The organism is Thermodesulfatator atlanticus DSM 21156 (assembly GCF_000421585.1).
Lineage (GTDB): Bacteria > Desulfobacterota > Thermodesulfobacteria > Thermodesulfobacteriales > Thermodesulfatatoraceae > Thermodesulfatator > Thermodesulfatator atlanticus.
Window position 1 is genome coordinate 1 of the sequence record NZ_ATXH01000005.1, and the last position, 19,998, is coordinate 19,998.

Genomic DNA, 19,998 nt, shown 5'->3' on the forward strand with positions numbered 1-19,998 from the left:
AAAAACTTTTCGTCACGAAGCATCTTAAAAGCCGTAAGGCGTAATTCTTTTTCGTCGGGGATATCTCCTGAGACGTAATAAGGGATACCGCAGCCGCCGTAAGAAATGAGATCGTCTTTGTCTATCATGATCACTTCGGCTTGAGGGTTAAGGCGCTTGGCCCGGCAGGCTGCACGAGGCCCTGCGGCCACGGCTCCGATAACGACTATTCTTTCCGCCATGATTGCCCTCCAAAGGGATTTGTTTTTCGAAGTAGCAACACAATACCTTTAGCGCAAGTTTTTTTGTTAAAAAATTAGGATTTTTTTTGATAAAAAATATCCTGAAATAGCGGAAATGTTTTAAAATCTGTTTATCTTTTAAAGTGAAAGAAATTTTCTAATTTTCCCTGCAGGAGGGTGGTGAAAATGAAAAAAGAAAGAATCCTCAAGAAAGACTGGCCGGAATTCTTAAAAAAGTTTAACGCCGAGCATCAATTTCGACCTGTTTGCGTGTTGGTGGGTGGCCATGAGGTATGTCGCGATATGCCTTTTCTTGGCCTGGTTTACGAAGCCAAGAAAAAAGACGTTGAAGTAATCGTTGGCGGTGTTGATGTTGAACATACCGAACATCTTGTTCATACTTTACGCTCTCCCAGGGCGATATACGTCCTGCGCGAAAATGGTGAAGTAAAGGGCATAGAGGTTCAATCAGCCAAAGAAGATAATCTCGTGGTTGAGTTTATCGGTCCTCCAGAAGAAGCACAACGTATGAAAAAAGAACTTATCGAAAAAATTGCTTATGAGCTTTATCTCAGGCGAGGCAAAGAACCTGGTAAAGCCTTAGACGACTGGCTTGAAGCCGAACGCATTGTAGAAAAGGCTTCCAAAATGTATATTTAGGCCCTCTTTTCAGTTTTTAGAAAAAGCGTTATGGATAATAGCGCCCTAAGGGGCGCTTAATTTTTTCATGCAAAAGGTCTAGCGTTATGTCCAAATTAAAAGAAGCACTTATCAAAGTTTCTGAAGGAAAAGACCTAAGCCCTAACGAGACCGAAGCCGCTTTTGCAGAGATTGTTACGGGAGATTTTGACGAAAGAGTCCTTGCTGGGCTCTTGGTGGGGCTTAAGGTAAAAGGCGAAACCTGGGAAGAGATTGCAGCAGTTGCCCGTACACTTCGTAAGGCAGCCCTTAAAGTGCCGCACAACGTTCCTCCAGAAGAACCCCTGGTTGACACCTGCGGCACAGGAGGAGACCGTAAGGGCACGTTCAATGTCTCCACAGCAGCGGCTTTTGTGGTTGCAGCTGCGGGCATCAAAGTTGCCAAACACGGTAATCGTTCTGTTTCCAGCAAATGCGGCAGTGCCGATGTCTTAGAGGCCCTGGGAGTCAAGATTGACATGCCCCCTGAAATGGCGGCAGAGTGTCTTTCCTCCTGCGGGATATGTTTTCTTTTTGCGCCTCTTTATCACCCGGCGATGAAAAACGTGGCCCCGGTGCGTAAGGCCCTTTCTTTGCGTACTATTTTTAATCTCGTGGGGCCGCTTCTTAATCCTGCGGGAGCAAATACCCAGGTGCTTGGGGTGTCTGACTTTCGCCTTACGGAAAAAATGGCTTTTGCCTTGGATGCCCTTGGTTCTAAAAGGGCTTTGGTTGTTTTTGGTGAGGGCGGCTACGACGAGTTCGTGGTCACAGGTTCAACCAAAGTTTCTGAGCTAAGAGAAGGCCGTATCACCACTTACTATGTTGATCCACCTGATGTTGGCCTTGAGCTTTGTGAAGAACCAGAGGAACTGCTTGGCGGGGACGCTGAAGAAAACGCTCGCATTATTAGAGAGATTCTTTTAGGAAAAGAAACTGGCCCAAAGCGCGACATGGTGGCGCTTAATGCAGGGGCAGCTATTTATGCGGCTGAAGCAGTTATAGACCTTAAGGCTGGTGTTAAAAAGGCCTTGGAGATACTGTCGGCTGGCAAGGCCATAGACAAGCTTGAAGAGCTGGTGGCTTTCAGCCAGCGCCATACCCAATAGCGCTATGAAGATAGGCATTATAGGACTTCCTCAAAGCGGTAAAACTACTATTTTTCGGGCAGCAGCTGGTGAGGCTGCCGGGCAGGTTGAAGAAAAAGGCGGGATTGCCCGGGCAGTGGTAAAAGTTCCTGACGCGAGACTCAAAGTTCTTAGCGATATTTTTTCTTCTGCAAAGATTACCCCTGCTACCGTGCAATACCTTGATTTGTCTTTTGATTTGCGAGAAAGGGAAGGAAGAGGAAAAGAGCTTGAGCGTATGCTTCATGAGCTTAAGCCTGCAGACGCCTTGATCATGGTGGTGCGTAATTTTGAGCTAGCCGGCCTTTCCCCTGAGCCACAAGCGGATCTTGATATTCTTCACGAAGAACTCATTCTTTCGGACCTTGCCATTGTAGAAAGACGCCTTGAACGCCTGGAAAAGGAGGCCAAAAAAGGCGCTGGAGTTTCTCAGGAGGAGTTAACAGAACTTCGTGAGGCCAAAAAACTCCTAGAAGAAGGCAGGCCTTTAAGGGTCTCTAAAGCTCTTCAAAAAAGCCCCATAATGAGGGGCTATGGGTTCCTTTCCATAAAGCCGTTATTAGTGGTAATTAACACTGGAGAAGAAAACGCCGAAGTGGAGCTTAAGCTTCCTGAAGGAGCAGATGCTATTCACATCAAAGGGCGTCTTGAAGCGGACCTTGCAGAGCTTTCTCCTGAAGAAGCCGAGGTCTTCCGGGAGGAGTACGGTTTAGAAGAACCAGCTCTTCCGCTTCTTATCCGCAAAAGTTTTGAAATACTTGATTTGATCTGCTTTTTCACCGGTGGTGAAAAAGAATCAAGGGCCTGGCCTATTCCAAGGGGTACCACTGCCCAAAAAGCCGCAGGAACAATCCATTCTGATATGGAACGCGGTTTCATCAGGGCCGAAGTAGTAGCTTACGACGATTTAGTTCGGGCGGGCTCTTATCAAGCCGCGCAAAAATTGGGCAAAGTGCGCCTTGAAGGCAAAGATTACATCGTAAAAGATGGCGATGTAATCATCTTCCGCTTTAGCGTATAATTTTTTCATGAGGTTTCGGGTCGCTATTGCTACTCTGGGATGCAAGGTCAATCAGGTTGAAAGTGCTTCTTTAGGCGAAGCCTTTGAAAGAAAGGGCCACAAGTTAGTCTCCTTCAAAGAAAAAGCAGACATTTACATTGTAAACACCTGTGCGGTAACGGCACGGGCGGCCTATGAGAGCCGCCAACTGATCCGAAGGGCTTTGAAAAAAAAGCCACTTTTAGTGGTTGCCTGTGGTTGTTATGCCCAGGTGGCGGGAAAGGAACTAAAAGACCTTGTCAAAGAGCCCGTTCTTATCCTTGGGCAACAAGAAAAGGCAAAACTTCTTGAAATTATCGAATCTCTTTCTTTGCCCCTTGAAAAAACTATTATCAGCGTAAGTGACACAAGGGACCTCCGTGTATGTGAGCCTTACCCCCTTAGTCGCTTTTTAGGTCATCGTAGGGCCTTTTTACGAGTTCAGGATGGCTGCAGCGTGTTTTGCAGCTATTGTATCGTTCCTTATGCTAGAGGTCCTTCACGAAGCCTTCCTTTAGAAGAAATACGTTCTCAGGTGCGCCGCTATTTGGCCTCAGGATACAAAGAAATAGTGGTCACAGGCGTCCATCTGGGTCTTTACGGCCGGGATCTAAGCCCCTCCAGAAGCCTTCTTGATATTGTTCTTTTGCTCGAAAAATTAAAAGTTCCGCGTTTTCGGCTTAGTTCTTTAGAGCCTCTTGAGATTTCAGACGAACTTTTGGATTTGCTTGCCCGGGCCAAAGGTTTTTGTCCTCATTTTCATATTTCTCTTCAAAGTGGAAGTGATGAGGTTTTGAAAAAGATGGGGCGGCGTTATCAGGCGGCTGATTTCAAGACCCTGGTGGAAAAAATTAAGAAAATTTTTCCTGAGGCTGCTATTGGCGCAGACGTGATCGCAGGATTTCCCGGAGAGAGGGAAGAAGACTTTGCAAAGACCTTTGTGCTTCTTGAAAGCCTTCCCATTTCGTACCTTCATGTGTTTCCCTATTCGCCAAGGCCAGGCACCAAGGCAGCTAGCTGGCCACAGGTTCCGCCAGACAAAATAGCCGCCAGGGCCAAAAAATTACAGGAGCTTTCAAAGGCCAAGCGCAAAGCCTTTTTGCGAGAACAGTTGGGAAGTGAACGCGAGGTCCTGGTCTTACGCTACGTAAAAGAGCAAGGCTTGTATGAGGGGCTTACGCGCAATTATGTTTCGGTGTTTTTTGAGGCTGATTCTTCTCTTCTTGGTGAGATTGCCAGAGTCAAAATTGAAAGGGCGGTTGATTCCTTCCTTTACGGAGAGATCGTTAGAAATTAGCGTTACCATGAAGGTGCACGTACTTGCCCGCACAATGAGCTTTATCAACACTGCCTCTCGGGATCTGTTCCCATTTTTTTCGTTTCGAAAAATGGGAACGAATCCTATTCCTGTGAAAATGAAAATATCTTAAGGGGACATCTTAAGGGGACAGGCCACGGGCACTTTCCTGTGACGTTTTTCACATTTTCGTTGTGAGCAATCATTCATGTGGGTTAAATCTGTTCTATTTCCTGGTAGTGATGAAAGAACATATTTTGACCGAAATAAAAAGTAGTTTGATCAAAATCAATTTTTTATCTGGTTTGACGTGTCATATTTTTTCTGCCAAGAATAGAGAATCATCTTGAACCGGGAGGCACAAGTGTATAACCCCTTAAGGGCGTTGGGGCATTTTTCCATAGTAATGATACAGGAAATGGGCGGCATGGCCCTTATGTTTTTTAAGGCCATGATGCTTACTTTTCGCCCTCCTTTTAGAGTTCGCCTCTTACTTAAACAGATGGAATTCGTTGGGGTTAAGTCCACTTTGGTGGTGGTGCTAACCGGTCTTTTTTCTGGAATGGTCCTCGCCCTCCAGGGATATTATGGCTTTCGCAAATTTGGTGGCGAAACCCTTTTAGGGGCCACTGTAGCCCTTTCTCTTTTGCGTGAGCTTGGGCCTGTGTTAACAGGGCTTATGGTTACCGCGCGTGCGGGTTCGGCTATGGCTGCTGAGATAGGCACCATGCGGGTTACCGAACAAATAGACGCCCTTGAAGTCATGGCTGTTAACCCTATTCATTATCTTGTCGTACCCCGGCTTTGGGCTGCTATCTTGATGGTTCCCCTTCTTACGGTGCTTGCCGACGTAGTGGGCATTGCAGGGGGATATTTCGTAGGGGTAATTCTCTTGCATATAGATGCTGGCATTTATATTGCAAAAATGAAAGAATTGGTCGAGCTTTCTGATATTGCCAATGGCCTTTATAAGGCTTTTGTGTTTGGTGCTATCCTTGCGGTGGTTGGGTGTTTTAAAGGTTATCATGCTCGTGGTGGGGCTGAAGGTGTTGGTAGGGCTACTACACAGGCGGTGGTTATTTCTTCGATAAGCATCCTCATTGCGGACTACATTCTTACCTCGCTTTTGTTTGACTAGAGGACACCATGATAAAGATCATCGACTTACATAAGGCTTTTGGGCCGCAAAAAGTCCTTCAAGGGGTAAATCTAGAAATCCCTGAAGGGAAGATAACTTTTATAATGGGAGCAAGCGGTACGGGAAAAAGTGTTCTTTTAAAACATATCATCGGCCTTATTAGTCCGGATAAAGGGCAAATCTTAATAGACGGAAAAGACATAACCAGGCTCTCTGAGCCAGAGCTTATGGAGATCCGCAAGCGTTTTGGGATGCTTTTTCAGGAAGGGGCCCTTTTTGATTCCCTTACCGTTGGCGAAAACGTAGCCTTTCCGTTGCGGGAGCACACCAAGCTTTCTGAACGCGAAATTAGGGCAAGGGTAGAAACGAAACTTTCCCAGGTAGGGCTTCTAAAGGCCATTGACAAAATGCCTTCAGAGCTCTCTGGGGGAATGAAAAAAAGGGTTGCTTTGGCGCGCGCCCTGGCCCTTGACCCTGAAATCGTACTTTTTGACGAACCAACTACCGGCCTTGATCCTATTATGCAAGAAAGTATTTCTAATCTCATCAAGGAAACCCAGCAGCGTCTTAATCTTACCTGTGTGGTGATTAGCCATGATGTTCCTATAGCCTTTGCTATTGCAGATAAAATCGCCTTTCTTTACGAAGGCAAAGTTATTGAAGAAGGGAGCCCTGAAAAAATAAAACACTCTAAACATCCCTTTGTACAAAAGTTTATTAGGGCTTTGCCTACAGGTTTTAAGGAGGCACGCGATGAACAAGAACAGTAACACCGAAATAAAAGTAGGCATTTTTGTACTCATTACCTTGCTAGCCTTGGGATATATGAGTCTTCAGCTGGGCGAAGAAAAGATTTTTGCCAAAAAGGGGTATCCGCTTAAAGCGGTGTTTGAAAATGTTTCGGGCCTGGTCCCAGGGGCCCGCGTAGAGATGGCAGGTGTGGAGATAGGTCGAGTGGCAAGCATTGGCTTAGCTGATGGCAGGGCTCTTGTCATTATGCGTATCCAGGATGGGATCAAAATCGCTAAAGATGCTACCGCTGCTATACGCACCAAAGGGGTTTTAGGTGATCGGTACGTTGAAATTAAACAAGGAAACGCCAAAGAATTTCTTGCCCCAGGGGAGATGATCGCCAAAACAGTAACTCCCATGGACCTTGACCAGATTCTCACCGAAATAGGCCCTGCTTTTAAAGACATCCGTGAAATAACCGCGGGTATCAAGGAAGTATTGCTCTCAGAGGAAGTTAGAGCCAATTTTAAACAAATGTCTATAGACGTGCGTGAAGCAGCCAAGGCCTTTCGCGAGATTAACGAAAAGTTAGCCAAAGGAGAAGGAACTTTAGGTAAGTTAATAGCTGATGATAAGCTTTATTATAAACTCGAGTCTATCGCTGATAATCTAAATCAAGCAGCTATAAAAATTAATCAAGGAGAAGGCACCCTTGGCAAATTACTAAATGACGACACCCTTTATAAAGAGATAGAACAAACTATTGCAGATCTTAACGAAACTTCTCGCACTTTAAAGCAGGTTGCTCAAAAGCTTGAATCAGGCGAAGGAACCCTTGGAAAACTTATCTCTGATGACGAGCTTTACAATCAACTGAATGAAACAGTTAAATCGCTTAACAATGTTGCCCAGCGTCTTGAATCAGGTGAAGGCACGCTGGGTAAGCTTCTTACCGATGATACCCTTTATCTGGAACTTAAAAAGACATTGCGCAACGTAAACCAGGCAGCCGTGGGTCTTCAGGAGCAGATGCCCATTACCATCTTGGGTACTGTTGGTGGCATGGTGCTTCAATAGGAGCAGCCGTGAAAAAAAACTTGGCCCTGTTTTTATTGATAGCAAGTTTTTTTCTCTTTGCTGGCCTGGCAGAAGCGGGTGTGCGCAGAAACTGGTGGCCCCTTTTCTTTTACCAGGAATCAAGCGACAAAAGTGCTCGTGAGCTGGAATTATTTGGCCCGTTAATTTATTCCTATAGAACACCCAAAGAAAGCGCCACGGCTTTTAGGCCCTTTTGGGCAGAGGTAAAGGGGCCAGATCAATATGATTTCTATTTTCTTAGCCCGCTTGGGCATTATCAGCGGGGGAAAGATTACTCTCGCTTAAGGTTCATTCCTTTTATTTCAGTAGATGACAATCATTCCAAGAAGAAACACTTCCGTAGCTTTTTACTCTATTTTTGGGGAGAATCGCCACAAGGCCAAAAATATTGGGGTTTTTTCCCTTTTTACGGGACGCTTTATGATTTTTTTGGCAAAGATGAGATCAAGTTTTACATGTGGCCGGTTTACATCCGTTCACGCATAGATGAAAACATTTCTCGTACTTATTTTTGGCCATTTTATAACCGCACCGATGGCCCAACTCTTTATCAGCGCAAGTTCTGGCCAATTTACGGGGTGCGCATAAAAAAAGATTTTTACGAGCGCAAATTTTTCCTGTGGCCCTTTTTTGGTTATCTCAAGTGGCGTGAAGGAGAAGACAGCTTTGCCGAGAGAAAAATGTTTTTCCCTTTCTGGATTCAGGAAAAATCGCCTAATTTTAGGCGTTATACGTTATTGTGGCCTTTATTCAGGTATTATCGTAACGAAAAAACCGATACCACCCGCTTGGATTTACCAAGGCCGTTTTTCACCTTTGGCGAAGGGAAAAATCCCCCTTATCATGAAAGAAAATTTTGGCCTCTTTTGGGACACCGCAAAATAGAAGATAGCGATTATCACTTTTTTCTCTGGCCCTTTTTTCTTTTTTATCGTGACATCTTATGCCTATGCCCCAAAAAAATTTATCAAAATGAAAGCCGGGTGTTGCTTTTTAGTCGTTTTACCCGCATAAAAGACGAAAATGGGAAAATTTATTACGAATTCGGCCGTCTCTGGCCTTTAGCGGAACATATGCGCCGCGAAGATGGCTCAAAGGTGTTTTTTATCCCGGCGATAATTCCTTTTCACCATGAGGGTATTGACCGTACCATAGCTCCTTTGCTTAAGCTTTACGAATACATTCGGTTCCCTGACGGTACTACGCGCTCAAAGGCCCTTTGGGGTTTTTATCGTCATGATTGCACCAAAGATAAAAAGATCCTGGAACTTGCTTTTTTATTAAGTTACGAAACAAGAAAAGACGGGTTTAATTTTCAACTTCTAAACGGCCTTTTTGGTTTTGGAAAGCGTCATAATGATTGGCATTTAAAATTGCTTTTTCTTTCAATTTTTTAGAAAACTTTTTTCAAACCTGACAATTCTATTCCTGCCTCTTCTTTTTGCTTCGTAAAGAGCGATATCGGCAAAGTTAATTACTTGCCATAAATCATCATCGTCTTCGGGAAACTCTGCGATCCCACCAGAGATAGTTATAGTGGTGACTTTTCCTTCGTGCGAAAAATTGGTTTTTTGAATTTGTTTTCTTATTCTCTCTGCTACTTGTAATGTGGTGTCAGGATTGGCATCTACTAGTAGAACTAAAAATTCTTCTCCTCCGTAGCGAATGGCAAAATCGCTTTTTCGTAAACAAGAAGATAAAATGTTAGCGATCTTGGCTAAAACAAAATCTCCAAATAAGTGTCCGTAGTTGTCGTTTATGTCTTTGAAGTGGTCTATGTCAAACATGATAACACCTATGTTGCTTTTTCTTCTTATTATGCCTGCTGAAATCTGAGGGATAAGCTCTTCGAGTAGGCGTTTATTATATAGTCCGGTCAAGCTGTCTTTTAAAGACATTTCTTTTAATTTTTCTGCAAATCTTTTGGCCTCAATTATAGGAGCAGCCTCTTGGAGGTAGGCAGTTACTTTTTCATTGATTATTTCGATTTCTTTTTTCGATCTTTCATTTTTCTCTAGTTGAAAATGGACTACTCCAATAACTTTTCTGCCTTCTTTCATCGGTAAACAAATGTAATCTTTCTCTTGATTTTTGAAATAATTGCAATAATAGGTAAAATGGAGAGAACTTGCCATTAGTGCACTGCGAAATACTCTGCATAGTTTTGGATTTTCATTTATGCTTTTTAAGCAGTTGTAGTAATTGTTTTTATTTAGCTTGTTGATCTTTGTTGCCATTTTTTGTTTATTGTTTTGGTGTACTTCAAGTATTGTAAAATTTTTAAGGTTGAATTTTTTTTCAAAAACATCGGCAAGTCGTTGATATACTTCGTGAGCGGTTTCGTCTGTTTCTATTGTTTGCCTAAATGATGCAAGTTCATCTAGTTCTTTTACAAGGTCATTAATACTTTTTGCCAGCAGAGAGATTTCATCTTTGCCAGTAATCTTTAGGAAAGATTCTTGTATTTCTGTTCTAAGTCGTTTTTCAATTCCTCTTGAAATATTTTCTACTTGCTTTTTAAGATTTTCTAGTGGGATGCATACAAATTGTTTGGTGACAAAAGATACTATGCTTAGAGCAATAATTATAAATAAAAAGGCAGTTATTGCGTTTTGTTTTATTAATTTTTGTGCTAGTCCCTTCAAGAGAGATATTTCTGTTTCCCTAACATAAAACCCCCAGGTTTGGCCTTCTCTATTTTTAAAAGGAATAGCAATAAAGTTTTTCCCTTTAAAGGTCAAGTTTGATGGAAATTCTTTGGGTAATCCGTTTAATATTTTCTCAGGTATTATTTTTTTGTCTGCAATTATTTTTCCTTTGTGGATATAGTATATGCCATTTCTGATCTGATTCTCTTTTTCTATTAGTTTTGCAAATTCCTTTAAAGGGGCAGTTATTTTAACGGTTATGTTTTTTTCTTTCTGATATGCTATACCTTTTATGATTGGCTTGTCTTCTAGAGTTAGCTCCCAATATTCATCAAAGTTTGGTTTTTGTGTGGTAGGATAAAAAGTGACTTTATATCCGGCTATTTCTTTTCCTTTGACAAAATTTGGGTCGATTACTTTGGCTAAAAGGGCAAGGTTTTTAGCCTGATTTTCAAATAAGAGTATATCGTTATGGGCAAACTTTTCTTCTTCTTGTAGCAGAAATTTCTCGAAATTTTTTATTTCTGTTGTGCCAAGCCAGCTTCCTATCAAAAAAGCTACGAACAGGAGACTGCCAAATGGCAGCAGAATGCGCCAGCGAATGGGGAGATGGTAAAAAAACGCAAACATCTTGTATGAGGGTATCGGCAATCTATGGAAAATTTTTTAAGCCAAACCCCAGCGGCGGAGTTTTTCGCGAAGGGTCTTGCGGTCAATGCGAAGAATTTGGGCTGTTTTGGTTTTATTTCCTCCGTATTTTTGAAATATATGCAGGATGTATCGTTTTTCTATTTCTTCTAAAGGCAGGTCATCTGGGAAGAAACTTTCTTTCTTGGGCTTAAAGCCTGCAAGGTGTAAATCAGAGAGTGTAATCAGGGCGTCGTTAGCGAAAATAACTAGTCTTTCAATGGTGTTCTCTAGTTCCCTTACATTTCCTGGCCAGGCATATTGCGAAAGGGTTTTCAATACTTCTTCTTCGAAATCTAAGATTTTTTTACGGTACTTTTTGGCAAATTTTTTAAGGAAGTAACGGGCAAGAACAGGTATGTCTTCACGGCGTTCGCGCAAAGGTGGAATATGGATAGAAACAACGTTTAAGCGGTAGAAAAGATCTTGCCGAAAGCCGCCCTTTTTAATCTCTTCTTCAAGATCTTTGTTAGTAGCCGCGACAATCCTCACATCTACTTTAGAGACTCGGTGCCCTCCCACAGGAGATATTTCTTTGTCTTCTACGGCTTTAAGTAGTTTGGCCTGGATTTCTATAGAAATATTGCCTATTTCGTCAAAAAAGATAGTTCCGCCGTTTGCCAGTTCAAATTTGCCTATTTTGTGTTCCGTGGCTCCGGTAAAGGCGCCTTTAACATGGCCGAAGAGTTCTGATTCAAAAAGAGTGGGGACAAGGGTCCCACAATCTACAGCCACAAAAGGGCCGCTTGCCCTTGGGCTCATTTCGTGAATCTTGCGGGCAAGAAGGCCTTTCCCTGTGCCAGACTCTCCTGTTATTAAAACTGTTGAGTCCGTTTGGGCCACCAGACGGGCCATGTTTATTATTTGCTTTATCGTCTGGCTTATACCGACAATGATGTTTTTGCCTTCTTTTTCAGCCAGGGTGTTTTTTAGGTAAATATTTTCAAGGGCAAGCTTTCTGCGGCGAAAAGCCTTTTCCACAGATATTTTTAGTTCGTCGGGATTGAAAGGTTTTTGTAAGAAATCACTGGCTCCCTTTCTCATCGCTTCCACTACGGTTTCTATAGAGCCGTATGCCGTAATGATGATTACTTCTGTAAGAGGGTCTGTTTCTTTTATCTTTTCAAGGATCTCGAGTCCGTTTACCCCGGGCATTTTCAAGTCAAGCAAAACGATATCAAAATCATATTGTTCGAGAATTTGGAGCCCTTCATAGGCCTCGGCAGCCATCTCTACTTCGTAGCCGCTGCGGGTGAGCACGTGAAAGCAGGCGTCTCTTATGCCAGGATCATCGTCAATTATGAGAATTTTGCCTTTAATCATGTTCGAAATGTATCCTTGGAAGCTTTACTTTAAAGATTGTTTGCCCTGGTTTGCTTTTTACTTCGATCTTTCCTTCGTGGCGCTTAACTATACCGTGACAAATGGAAAGCCCCAAACCTGTACCTTTTCCGCCTTTTTTAGTAGTAAAAAAAGGTTCAAAAATGCGGGGTAATATCTCTTGTGGGATTCCTGGCCCGTTATCTTCAACCTCCATAACAACCATTTCTTCTTCAGTGGAGAAATAGGTGCGAAATATGATGCGACCTTTGCCATTTAATGCTTCTCCGGCATTTATGATAAGATTTAGGGTGAGTTGTTCAAGCTGGCTGCGATTTCCCTGAACCAGAGGAATTTGCTTTTCTAATTCCCAGACAATATCAACCTCGCGGAAAAGTCGGTGGTCTTCGATTAAGGCAAACATATCGATTAAAAGCCTGTTTATGTCAATCCAGTCATTCAAGCTGGTGTCTGGACGCCCAAAATTTAGAAGGGCCTTGGCAATAATACGGCACTTGGTGGCCAGTTTTATGATTTTGTCTGTATATTCCCAAAGCCTACCTTCTTGTTCAAGGTCTTCTTTTAGGAGGTTTGCGTAAAGGAGAATTCCTCCTAAAGGATTATTGATTTCATGGGCGATTTCGCCGGCTAATTTTCCCATGGCCGTGAGGCGTTCCGCCTGGAGCCACATCTCTTCTGTTGCACGCCGCTCACTAATATCCCGCACCAGTATTTGTCTTAATGATTTTTCGTAAGGAAGGATTACGACTTCAGCGGGAAATGTCTTCCCATTTGCTTTTATCCCTACGACCTCAAAAAGTCCAAAGCCTTCAGGGAAAGATTCAAACTGATCTGTGATAAATGCTGGAAGTTTATTCTTTTTAAAAAGGCGCAAGAATTCTTTGTTAGCAAAAAGCAAACGAAAATCAGCATCAAAAATTGCCAGGGCGTCTTTTACGTGAGAAAAGGCTCCAAAAGGAAATGTCAAACTCCCACCTCAATGGTATATTTGCTTGCGTGGAAAATTTTACCATTATTTTTCAGAAAATTCTTGGAAACCCCCTGTTACGTCTAGCCGTAGTTATCATCCTCGCTTTTGCCTCTTATGTGATCTCTCGCAAAGTGGTCGTTGAGACCGCGCATCGTTTGTCCAGGCGTTCGCCTAATCGCTGGGACGATTATCTTTCGCGTTTCAGGGTTTATGATCTCGCAGCCTATGCTATTGCGCTTATTATTCTTTTTTATGTGGCAAATTTGATTCCTTCCTGGGCACCGTATCTTGAGCGCCTGGCAGAGGTAGGCTGGGTGGTTTTGGCGGTTCTTTTTATTGACAGGATGCTTTCTGTTGGAGCAGCCATTTACGAGACGCATCCCATTGCCAAAGAGCACCCCATCAAGGGCTACATCCAGATAGTAAAGCTTTTTGTTTACGCGGCAGGGGTAATTATCGGTCTGGCTACCCTTTTGAATAAGTCTCCCTGGGTCTTTCTGTCAGGTTTAGGCGCCTTAAGTGCGGTCTTATTGATTATTTTTCGTCACACGCTCCTTTCCTTTGTGGCAAGCTTTCAGATTGTTTCTCAGGATTTATTCCGGCTTGGTGATTGGATTGAAATGCCCAAATTCGGAGCAGACGGTGAAGTCATAGATATTGCCCTTCATACGGTAAAAGTGCAGAACTGGGATAAAACTATCGTAGTTATTCCTACTTTTAAATTCTTAGAGGAGTCTTTCAAGAATTGGCGAGGGATGGAGCTTGCTGGTGGCCGCCGTATCAAAAGGGCCATTCTGGTTGACCAGGCAACTGTTAAACTTCTTGATGACGAGCTCTTATCCCGCCTACAAAAAGTCCATTTGTTAAAGGATTATCTTAGCCAGAAACTAGTCGAAATAGAGGCTTACAACCGAAAAAAAGGTATTGATACTGAAGCCTCTCCTTTAAACGGGCGAAGACTTACTAATCTTGGCACTTTTCGTATTTATATCGAGGAATACCTGAAAAATCATCCCAAAATCCGCAAAGACATGACCTTAATGGTAAGACAGCTTGCCCCAACGCCTCAGGGGATTCCGCTTGAAGTTTACTGTTTTGTGGCAGATACCCGTTGGATTCCTTACGAAAAAGTCCAGGCAGATATCTTTGACCATATTCTTTCAACCGCAGGAGAATTTGATTTGCGTGTTTATCAAATGCCTACCGGCGCTGATCTCAGAGAAGGCTTGGCAGCTTTGATACCTAAAAATTACCAGGGAGAAAGTCATGGAGGATAAGGTCCCAATTCCTGATATTTACAGAATTTTTGCCCCCTGGGAAAGGGCTACCGACAAGTTCCTGACGCCGCTTGAAAGGTTTATTAAATCTCAAACAGCCACAGCCCTTTCTTTGATGCTGACTACAGCTATCGCGCTAATTCTTGCTAATTCTCCCTTAAGCGAGGCATATCATCACATTTTTGAAACTCCTCTTTCTATTTGTATTGGAGATAAATGTCTTAGTTATTCCCTGCACCACTGGATAAACGAAGGTTTGATGACTTTTTTCTTTTTCATCATAGGCCTTGAAATAAAACGAGAAATCCTGGTAGGAGAGCTTTCTGACCTAAGGGCAGCCCTTTTGCCAGTATTGGGAGCCATTGGCGGGATGCTTTTTCCTGCCCTTGTTTTTGTCATGGTTAACATGGGGAAACCAACAATCAGTGGATGGGGAATTCCCATGGCCACTGATATTGCTTTTGCTATCAGTGTATTGGTGATGTTAGGGCGCAAGATTCCCCCTTCTTTGCTGACTTTCTTGGTAGCCCTTGCCATTGTAGATGACCTGGGAGCTGTTTTAGTAATTGCCCTTTTTTATACCAAGAGCATCAATTTTTGGGCGTTAGGAGTTGCAGGGGCCATTTTACTTGCCTTATGGATATGCAATCGTGCTGGTATCCATCACGTTATACCCTATCTTTTAGGGGGGATTTTTGTCTGGGCTGCTATGTTGGTTTCAGGGGTTCATGCTACGGTGGCTGGGGTGCTTACTGCTTTTACCATTCCTTCTAAACCCAAAATCAGCCCGGCGCATTTTATTGATGCCCTTCAGATGCTCCTCCAGAGAAGATGTAAATACCACCCAGACCCAAGGGTGCTTACCGAAGAGCAACGTATCATGGCCAGTGCCGTGGAAAAAATAGCCGTAGAAGTAAGGTCTCCTCTTTATCGTATGGAGCATGCTCTTCATTTGCCTGTGGCTTTAATTGTTATACCTCTTTTTGCCCTGGCTAATGCAGGGGTTCATCTTGATCTTTCGGTGGTCAAGTCCGTCTGGCAAAAGCCCCTTTCTCTGGGAGTTATGCTTGGTTTGCTTTTAGGAAAACCCCTTGGCATAACCACTATGGCCTTTTTAGGGCGCAGGTTTGGCATAGTTTCTTTCCCCGACGGGGTACGCTTGTGCCACTATTGGGGCGTGGGGCTTTTGGCAGGAATAGGTTTTACCATGTCTATTTTTATCTCAGAGCTTGCGTTTAAGGGAAATGCGGCCTTTATTGAACAGGCTAAAGCAGCCATTATTATGGCGTCTTTCCTTGCAGGAGTTTCGGGGTATCTCTGGCTTCGTTTTGTCTCTAGGGTGGCTCCGTGTAAAGCCTGGCAAAAGGCTAAAGCTCAATAGGAAACACCTTCTAAAGGGCACTTTGAGCAGATAGGTTTTTTAGGGCGGCAGTAGTTTTTCCCTGTGGCAACTAAAAGGGCGTGGTACTCGTTAAAAAGGCTTACGTCTTCCGGGAGATTGTCCATAAAAAGTTTTTGAAGTTCGTGATAATCCATTTCTTCGGTGGCAAGCCCGTGGCGCAGCAAAATCCTGCGGGTATAAGCATCGATTACAAAGATGGGAAGGTTCCCGGCATAAAGGAGGATAGAATCTGCGGTTTCTGGTCCGATTCCGGAGACTGAAAGAAGTTTTTCTCTGGCAGCCTGAACGCCAAGCTCAAAAAGCAGGTCAAGGTCCCCTTCGAATTCTTCCACAAGCATTTTGATGAAATTTTTTAGGCGTTTGGTTTTAACCCTGAAATACCCTGCGGGTTTTATCAGGTTTGCTACTACTTCTGGGGGAGCATCATAAAGAGCGTGCGGCGAAAGCAGTTCGTGGTCTTTCAGGTTTTTTATGGCCCTTTCCACGTTTTGCCAGTTGGTATTCTGCGTCAAAATGGCCCCTACGCAAACTTCAAAAGGGCTCTCCCCTGGCCACCAATGCTGGGGGCCAAAATGCCTGAAAAGCCTTTCATAAATTTCTACAAAGATGTTTTCGCTCATCCTGAAAGGGCAATTAAAAATACACCTGCAAGCATTAAAATAGCCCCAAATAAACGCTCGCCAAAGGCTTTTTCTCCGAAGAAGATACCACCGATGACCACCCCAAAAAGCACACTTAGTCTTTTAACCGCGATCATATAGGCTGCAGGTGCAAGGCTTATGGCCCACACATGACAAACCGCTGCTACGGCTTGAGAGATAGACACAAGACTTGCCCCTTTTGGGGCATTTTTAAAAACCGTCCAAGGTGTTTGGCGGCAAAAGAGCGTAAGGGCTAAGGCCACGAATATGCCCAAGAAACCGTAATAAAAAATCGCAAAGAAAAAGCGTTCAGAGTGTTTAATAGCTACTTTCAAAAGCACCGAAGTAAAGGCGTAAATAAAAGCTACCAGCAGCATCAAAACCGAACCACGTTCTTTAAAAATGGCTTTTAAGGGATGCCAGAAGCCATAGCGCGCAAGGGAAAGATTAAGAAAGTAGCTTCCGCAAACAATCAAAAAAATGCCGAAAGTGCCTGCGGTGCTCAATTTTTCGCCTAAAATAACGTAGCCTGTGAGGATGATAAAGGCAGGAGTAAAGGCAAGGTAAGGCACTGTCAAAGAAAGAGGAGAGATCCGAATTGCCTCCATGTAGCAAAGAATGGCAATGGTCTCAAGGGGATATAAAATGGCGATAGTTTTCCAGAAAGACTGAGAAAGCTCAGGCCAGGGCCAGAAAAGCAATACCGGGAGAAAAATAACGCTTGGCCCTAAAATACGGGCCATAACCATGCTAGGGGTCCCCAGGTGTCGCAAATAATGTTTGCTTAAGGCATCTCCACAGGCGGTAAAAAGTGCGGTATTTAATGCCAGTAAAAACCAGAGCATAAAGGCCTGATAAGGCAAAATAATTTGAGCGTCAAGTAAGGGGGCAAGATGAAAATACTTTGTGCCAAATATGTTATTACGTCAGCAACCGAAGAACCCAAAAAAGACCACGCCTTGGTAGTTGAAGGGTCTCAGATAAAAGCGCTTGGCCCTGTAAGCGATATCAAAGACAAATTCCCTCAGGCCGAGATAATCGACTTTGGCGAAAGCATTGTTTTCCCGGGACTTGTGAATGCTCATACCCATGCTCCCATGACCATCTTTCGTGGCTTGGCAGACGACCTTCCTCTTATGACCTGGCTTGAAAATTATATCTTCCCTGTGGAAAAGCATTTGCGTGCGTATTGGGTGTATTGGGGAACCAAGCTTGCCATTGCTGAAATGCTGCGTTCAGGCGTTACCCTTTTTGCAGACATGTATCTCTTTGAAAAGGAAGTCATAAGAGCCGTTGAAGAAACAGGGGTGCGGGCTACTTTAGGAGAGGGGCTCTTTGATTTTCCCTCGCCAAGCTACGGCCCCCTTGAAAAAGGCCTTGCCCTTACCGAAGAATTGCTCAAGGAATTTGCCAATCACCCTCGCATAAAGATCATGGTCTGCCCCCATGCTACTTATACCTGCTCGCCAGACACCCTTAAGAGAGCGGCTGCTATCGCCGATCGTTACGGGGCGTTAATTCATATCCATCTTTCTGAAACTCGAGAAGAAGTCTCTCTTATCAAGGCCCGTTATGGCCAAAATCCACCGGCACATCTTGATTCCTTGGGGCTGCTTCATGAAAGACTTTTAGTGGCCCACGCAGTGCAGCTTACCGATGAAGAAATAGAACTTTTGGCTCAAAAAAAAGTAAAAGTTGCTCATTGCCCTGAGAGTAATTTAAAGCTTGGTTCAGGGATAGCGCCAGTGCCAGCGCTTCTTGAAGCTGGTGTTTGTGTGGGAATTGGCACTGATGGGCCAGCAAGTAATAACGACCTTGACCTTTTGGGAGAGATGCGCACCGCAGCCTTAATTCAAAAGGGCCTCACTTTTGACCCTACCAGGCTTCCTGCGCAAAAAGTCTTTGAAATGGCAACTTCTTTAGGGGCAAAAGCTTTGGGCTGGGATATTTTGGGTGCCTTGAAAGAAGGCTACCAGGCAGACCTTTGCGTAGTCTCCCTTGACAAAGAAAACCTGGTGCCTTGCTATGAGCCTTTTTCGCTCCTGGTTTATAGTGCCAGGGCAGGAGACGTAACCGACGTCATGGTGGCAGGGGAGTTTGTTATGCGCAGGGGTGAGATTTTGACTTTTGACGTGCGCGAAGCCAAAGAACAGGTAAAGAAAATATCTCAAGAGGTAAGAGATATCCTAGCGCAAAGGAATTAAAGTTCTTCGCGTTTGGCGGCAAGGGCTTCAAAAACTTTGGCTACCGCTTCTTCGGGGGTATCAACGTAAGTTACGCCGTCAATGCCTGCCCAGGTACGAAGGCCAATCACGGGTTTCCAGGTTTTTAAGGCCAGGGCTATCTCTGATAAAGTCCCGTAGCCCCCTGAGATGGCAATAGCTGCTTCGGCAGTGCGCACCAGCACCACGTTTCTGGCATGCCCTATGTCTGTAACTACGGGGACCAAGACATAGGGGTTGGCATCCTCGGCGCGATTTCCTGGGAGTATGCCTACCGTTATGCCGCCCGCTTCAAAGGCCCCGCGGCTTGCAGCTTCCATGACTCCTCCAAGGCCACCGGTATAGACAATAGCCTTGGGGGCAAGGAGCTTGCCTACTTCATAGGCAAGGTTGTAGATTTCTTCATCGCAAATGCCGGCGCCAAAAATAGCAATACGCCTTCTATTCTTTAAATCCATATTCTCCCACTAGCTTTACGAATCTAACTGCGCCTAAATTTTCTTTGATGAGTTGGCCGTCTTTTTTGATTACCTTGATGAGATATTGGGACCATTCGTCTCCCACGGGCATAACTAAACGTCCGCCGTCTTTTAGCTGTTCGATGAGGGGTTCTGGGATCTTGGGCCCTGCTGCGGTAACGATGATAGCGTCAAAAGGGGCTGCTTCTGGCCAGCCTTTGGTGCCATCGCCCACTTTGATAATGACGTTGTTGTAGCCGAGTTTTTCGAGGATTCTTTTGGCCCGGTGGGCAAGACTTGGATAGCGCTCAATGGAATAAACCCAGCGGGCAAGCTCTGCCAGGATGGCAGCCTGGTATCCCGAGCCAGTGCCAACCTCCAGGACCTTTTCTGGGCCTTTTAATTCAAGGGCCTCGGTCATCAAGGCTACGATATAAGGTTGAGAGATGGTTTGCCCTTCGCCAATGGGTAAGGGATAGTCTCCGTAAGCCTGGTCTTTTAAGGCTTCCTCCACAAAGAGATGGCGGGGAACTTTTAACATAGCTGCCAGTACCCGCGGGTCTTTAATGCCACGGGCGGCAATTTGGGTCTGCACCATGCGCTCGCGCGCTTTTCGGTAAATATCAGGCTCTGGCATATCAGTGTCTTTCGGTTACGTAGTAAATGCAGTCAAAAACTCTGTCTCCGTGGAAGGTTATCTTTAAAACTTCGATCTCTTCCTTACCAAACTTGGCGCTCAAAAGGGGGATTTTTTTCCATATGTTTTCGTTCACTTGGTAATAATACCATTCTTCTGTTTCAGAGTCTTTGTGGATGATTTTGTCTGGTTTGCCAAGGAGTTGATAGACTTCTTCTTTGGTGGAAAAGCCCTTCCTTACCAAGGAAGCATCAGAGGCGAGATTTCTTTCTGGCACAGAGGCGCAACTTGTCAAGCTCAGCGCTAAAATGGCGATAATAAAATATAGGACCTTTTTCATACAACGTATTATAAATTTTTGTGTAGGTTATTGCAAAAAATAAGT

At 44.2% G+C, this 19,998-nt stretch carries 19 protein-coding genes and 1 pseudogene; 11 read left to right on the forward strand and 9 right to left on the reverse strand.

The window, feature by feature from the left end; all coding sequences use genetic code 11:
- Positions 1-221, reverse strand: a pseudogene (locus H528_RS12395) (FAD-dependent oxidoreductase); the annotation flags it as partial.
- Positions 222-407: 186 nt separating this feature from the next.
- Here H528_RS12395 and H528_RS14515 point away from each other — a divergent pair.
- The 8 genes from H528_RS14515 to H528_RS0102930 all read left to right on the forward strand — a co-directional run bounded on the left by H528_RS14515 (position 408) and on the right by H528_RS0102930 (position 8,727).
- Positions 408-881 (forward strand): DUF2934 domain-containing protein, encoded by a 474-nt coding sequence (locus tag H528_RS14515; protein WP_022852846.1) that lies wholly within the window; start codon positions 408-410, stop codon positions 879-881.
- Between the two features lie 86 nt (positions 882-967).
- Positions 968-2,008: an anthranilate phosphoribosyltransferase gene (gene trpD, locus H528_RS0102900; protein ID WP_022852847.1), complete on the forward strand. Its 1,041-nt coding sequence runs from the start codon at positions 968-970 to the stop codon at positions 2,006-2,008.
- Between the two features lie 4 nt (positions 2,009-2,012).
- A complete protein-coding gene (locus H528_RS0102905) occupies positions 2,013-3,047 on the forward strand; it encodes a DUF933 domain-containing protein (RefSeq protein WP_022852848.1) in 1,035 nt (344 codons plus the stop codon).
- A 7-nt stretch (positions 3,048-3,054) separates the two neighbouring features.
- Entirely contained in the window at positions 3,055-4,362 is a 1,308-nt protein-coding gene (gene mtaB / locus H528_RS0102910) for a tRNA (N(6)-L-threonylcarbamoyladenosine(37)-C(2))-methylthiotransferase MtaB (RefSeq protein WP_022852849.1), read from the forward strand.
- Positions 4,363-4,726: 364 nt separating this feature from the next.
- Positions 4,727-5,500 carry an MlaE family ABC transporter permease gene (locus H528_RS0102915; RefSeq protein ID WP_022852850.1) on the forward strand — a complete coding sequence of 258 codons (774 nt, stop codon included), beginning with the start codon at positions 4,727-4,729 and terminating at the stop codon, positions 5,498-5,500.
- Between the two features lie 8 nt (positions 5,501-5,508).
- A complete protein-coding gene (locus H528_RS12400) occupies positions 5,509-6,270 on the forward strand; it encodes an ABC transporter ATP-binding protein (protein ID WP_022852851.1) in 762 nt (253 codons plus the stop codon).
- The gene (locus H528_RS0102925; RefSeq protein ID WP_022852852.1) at positions 6,254-7,309 is read left to right on the forward strand and encodes an MlaD family protein; all 1,056 of its coding nucleotides are present in this window, start codon (positions 6,254-6,256) and stop codon (positions 7,307-7,309) included. The genes H528_RS12400 and H528_RS0102925 overlap by 17 nt, the downstream gene beginning before the upstream one ends.
- Positions 7,310-7,317: 8 nt before the next feature.
- Positions 7,318-8,727: a hypothetical protein gene (locus H528_RS0102930; protein ID WP_022852853.1), complete on the forward strand. Its 1,410-nt coding sequence runs from the start codon at positions 7,318-7,320 to the stop codon at positions 8,725-8,727.
- Here the strand turns inward: H528_RS0102930 and H528_RS0102935 are convergent.
- Genes H528_RS0102935 through H528_RS0102945 form a run of 3 tightly spaced genes read right to left on the reverse strand, consistent with a single transcriptional unit; the run spans position 8,716 to position 12,973 of the window.
- Positions 8,716-10,608, reverse strand: a complete 1,893-nt coding sequence (locus tag H528_RS0102935) for a sensor domain-containing diguanylate cyclase (RefSeq protein ID WP_022852854.1) — start codon at positions 10,606-10,608, stop codon at positions 8,716-8,718. The genes H528_RS0102930 and H528_RS0102935 overlap by 12 nt on opposite strands.
- Before the next feature lie 36 nt (positions 10,609-10,644).
- Positions 10,645-11,988 carry a sigma-54-dependent transcriptional regulator gene (locus H528_RS0102940; RefSeq protein WP_022852855.1) on the reverse strand — a complete coding sequence of 448 codons (1,344 nt, stop codon included), beginning with the start codon at positions 11,986-11,988 and terminating at the stop codon, positions 10,645-10,647.
- The gene (locus tag H528_RS0102945; RefSeq protein ID WP_022852856.1) at positions 11,981-12,973 is read right to left on the reverse strand and encodes a two-component system sensor histidine kinase NtrB; all 993 of its coding nucleotides are present in this window, start codon (positions 12,971-12,973) and stop codon (positions 11,981-11,983) included. The genes H528_RS0102940 and H528_RS0102945 overlap by 8 nt, the downstream gene beginning before the upstream one ends.
- Here H528_RS0102945 and H528_RS12405 point away from each other — a divergent pair.
- Together H528_RS12405 and nhaA are read left to right on the forward strand one after the other, a co-directional pair.
- Complete coding sequence (locus H528_RS12405) at positions 12,967-14,253, forward strand: mechanosensitive ion channel family protein (protein ID WP_051132473.1); 1,287 nt, start codon at positions 12,967-12,969, stop codon at positions 14,251-14,253. The two genes, H528_RS0102945 and H528_RS12405, sit on opposite strands and share 7 nt — an antisense overlap.
- Positions 14,243-15,634, forward strand: coding sequence for a Na+/H+ antiporter NhaA (gene nhaA, locus H528_RS12410; protein ID WP_022852858.1), 1,392 nt, complete (start codon positions 14,243-14,245; stop codon positions 15,632-15,634). The genes H528_RS12405 and nhaA overlap by 11 nt, the downstream gene beginning before the upstream one ends.
- Here nhaA and H528_RS0102960 read toward each other — a convergent pair.
- Both H528_RS0102960 and H528_RS0102965 read right to left on the reverse strand, forming a co-directional pair.
- The gene (locus H528_RS0102960) at positions 15,628-16,275 is read right to left on the reverse strand and encodes an endonuclease III domain-containing protein (RefSeq protein ID WP_022852859.1); all 648 of its coding nucleotides are present in this window, start codon (positions 16,273-16,275) and stop codon (positions 15,628-15,630) included. The genes nhaA and H528_RS0102960 overlap by 7 nt on opposite strands.
- Positions 16,272-17,141, reverse strand: a complete 870-nt coding sequence (locus H528_RS0102965) for a DMT family transporter (protein WP_022852860.1) — start codon at positions 17,139-17,141, stop codon at positions 16,272-16,274. The genes H528_RS0102960 and H528_RS0102965 overlap by 4 nt, the downstream gene beginning before the upstream one ends.
- Before the next feature lie 48 nt (positions 17,142-17,189).
- Here H528_RS0102965 and H528_RS0102970 point away from each other — a divergent pair, with 48 nt between their 5' ends.
- Positions 17,190-18,500 carry an amidohydrolase gene (locus tag H528_RS0102970; protein ID WP_022852861.1) on the forward strand — a complete coding sequence of 437 codons (1,311 nt, stop codon included), beginning with the start codon at positions 17,190-17,192 and terminating at the stop codon, positions 18,498-18,500.
- Here the strand turns inward: H528_RS0102970 and H528_RS0102975 are convergent.
- From H528_RS0102975 to H528_RS0102985, 3 genes are read right to left on the reverse strand one after another with little or no spacing between them, the layout of a single operon-like run.
- Complete coding sequence (locus H528_RS0102975) at positions 18,497-18,976, reverse strand: TIGR00725 family protein (RefSeq protein ID WP_022852862.1); 480 nt, start codon at positions 18,974-18,976, stop codon at positions 18,497-18,499. The two genes, H528_RS0102970 and H528_RS0102975, sit on opposite strands and share 4 nt — an antisense overlap.
- The gene (locus H528_RS0102980; RefSeq protein WP_022852863.1) at positions 18,960-19,613 is read right to left on the reverse strand and encodes a protein-L-isoaspartate(D-aspartate) O-methyltransferase; all 654 of its coding nucleotides are present in this window, start codon (positions 19,611-19,613) and stop codon (positions 18,960-18,962) included. Before H528_RS0102980 ends, H528_RS0102975 begins: the two co-directional genes overlap by 17 nt.
- A gap of 1 nt (position 19,614) precedes the next feature.
- Complete coding sequence (locus H528_RS0102985; protein WP_022852864.1) at positions 19,615-19,953, reverse strand: outer membrane protein assembly factor BamE; 339 nt, start codon at positions 19,951-19,953, stop codon at positions 19,615-19,617.
- Positions 19,954-19,998: the final 45 nt, after the last annotated feature.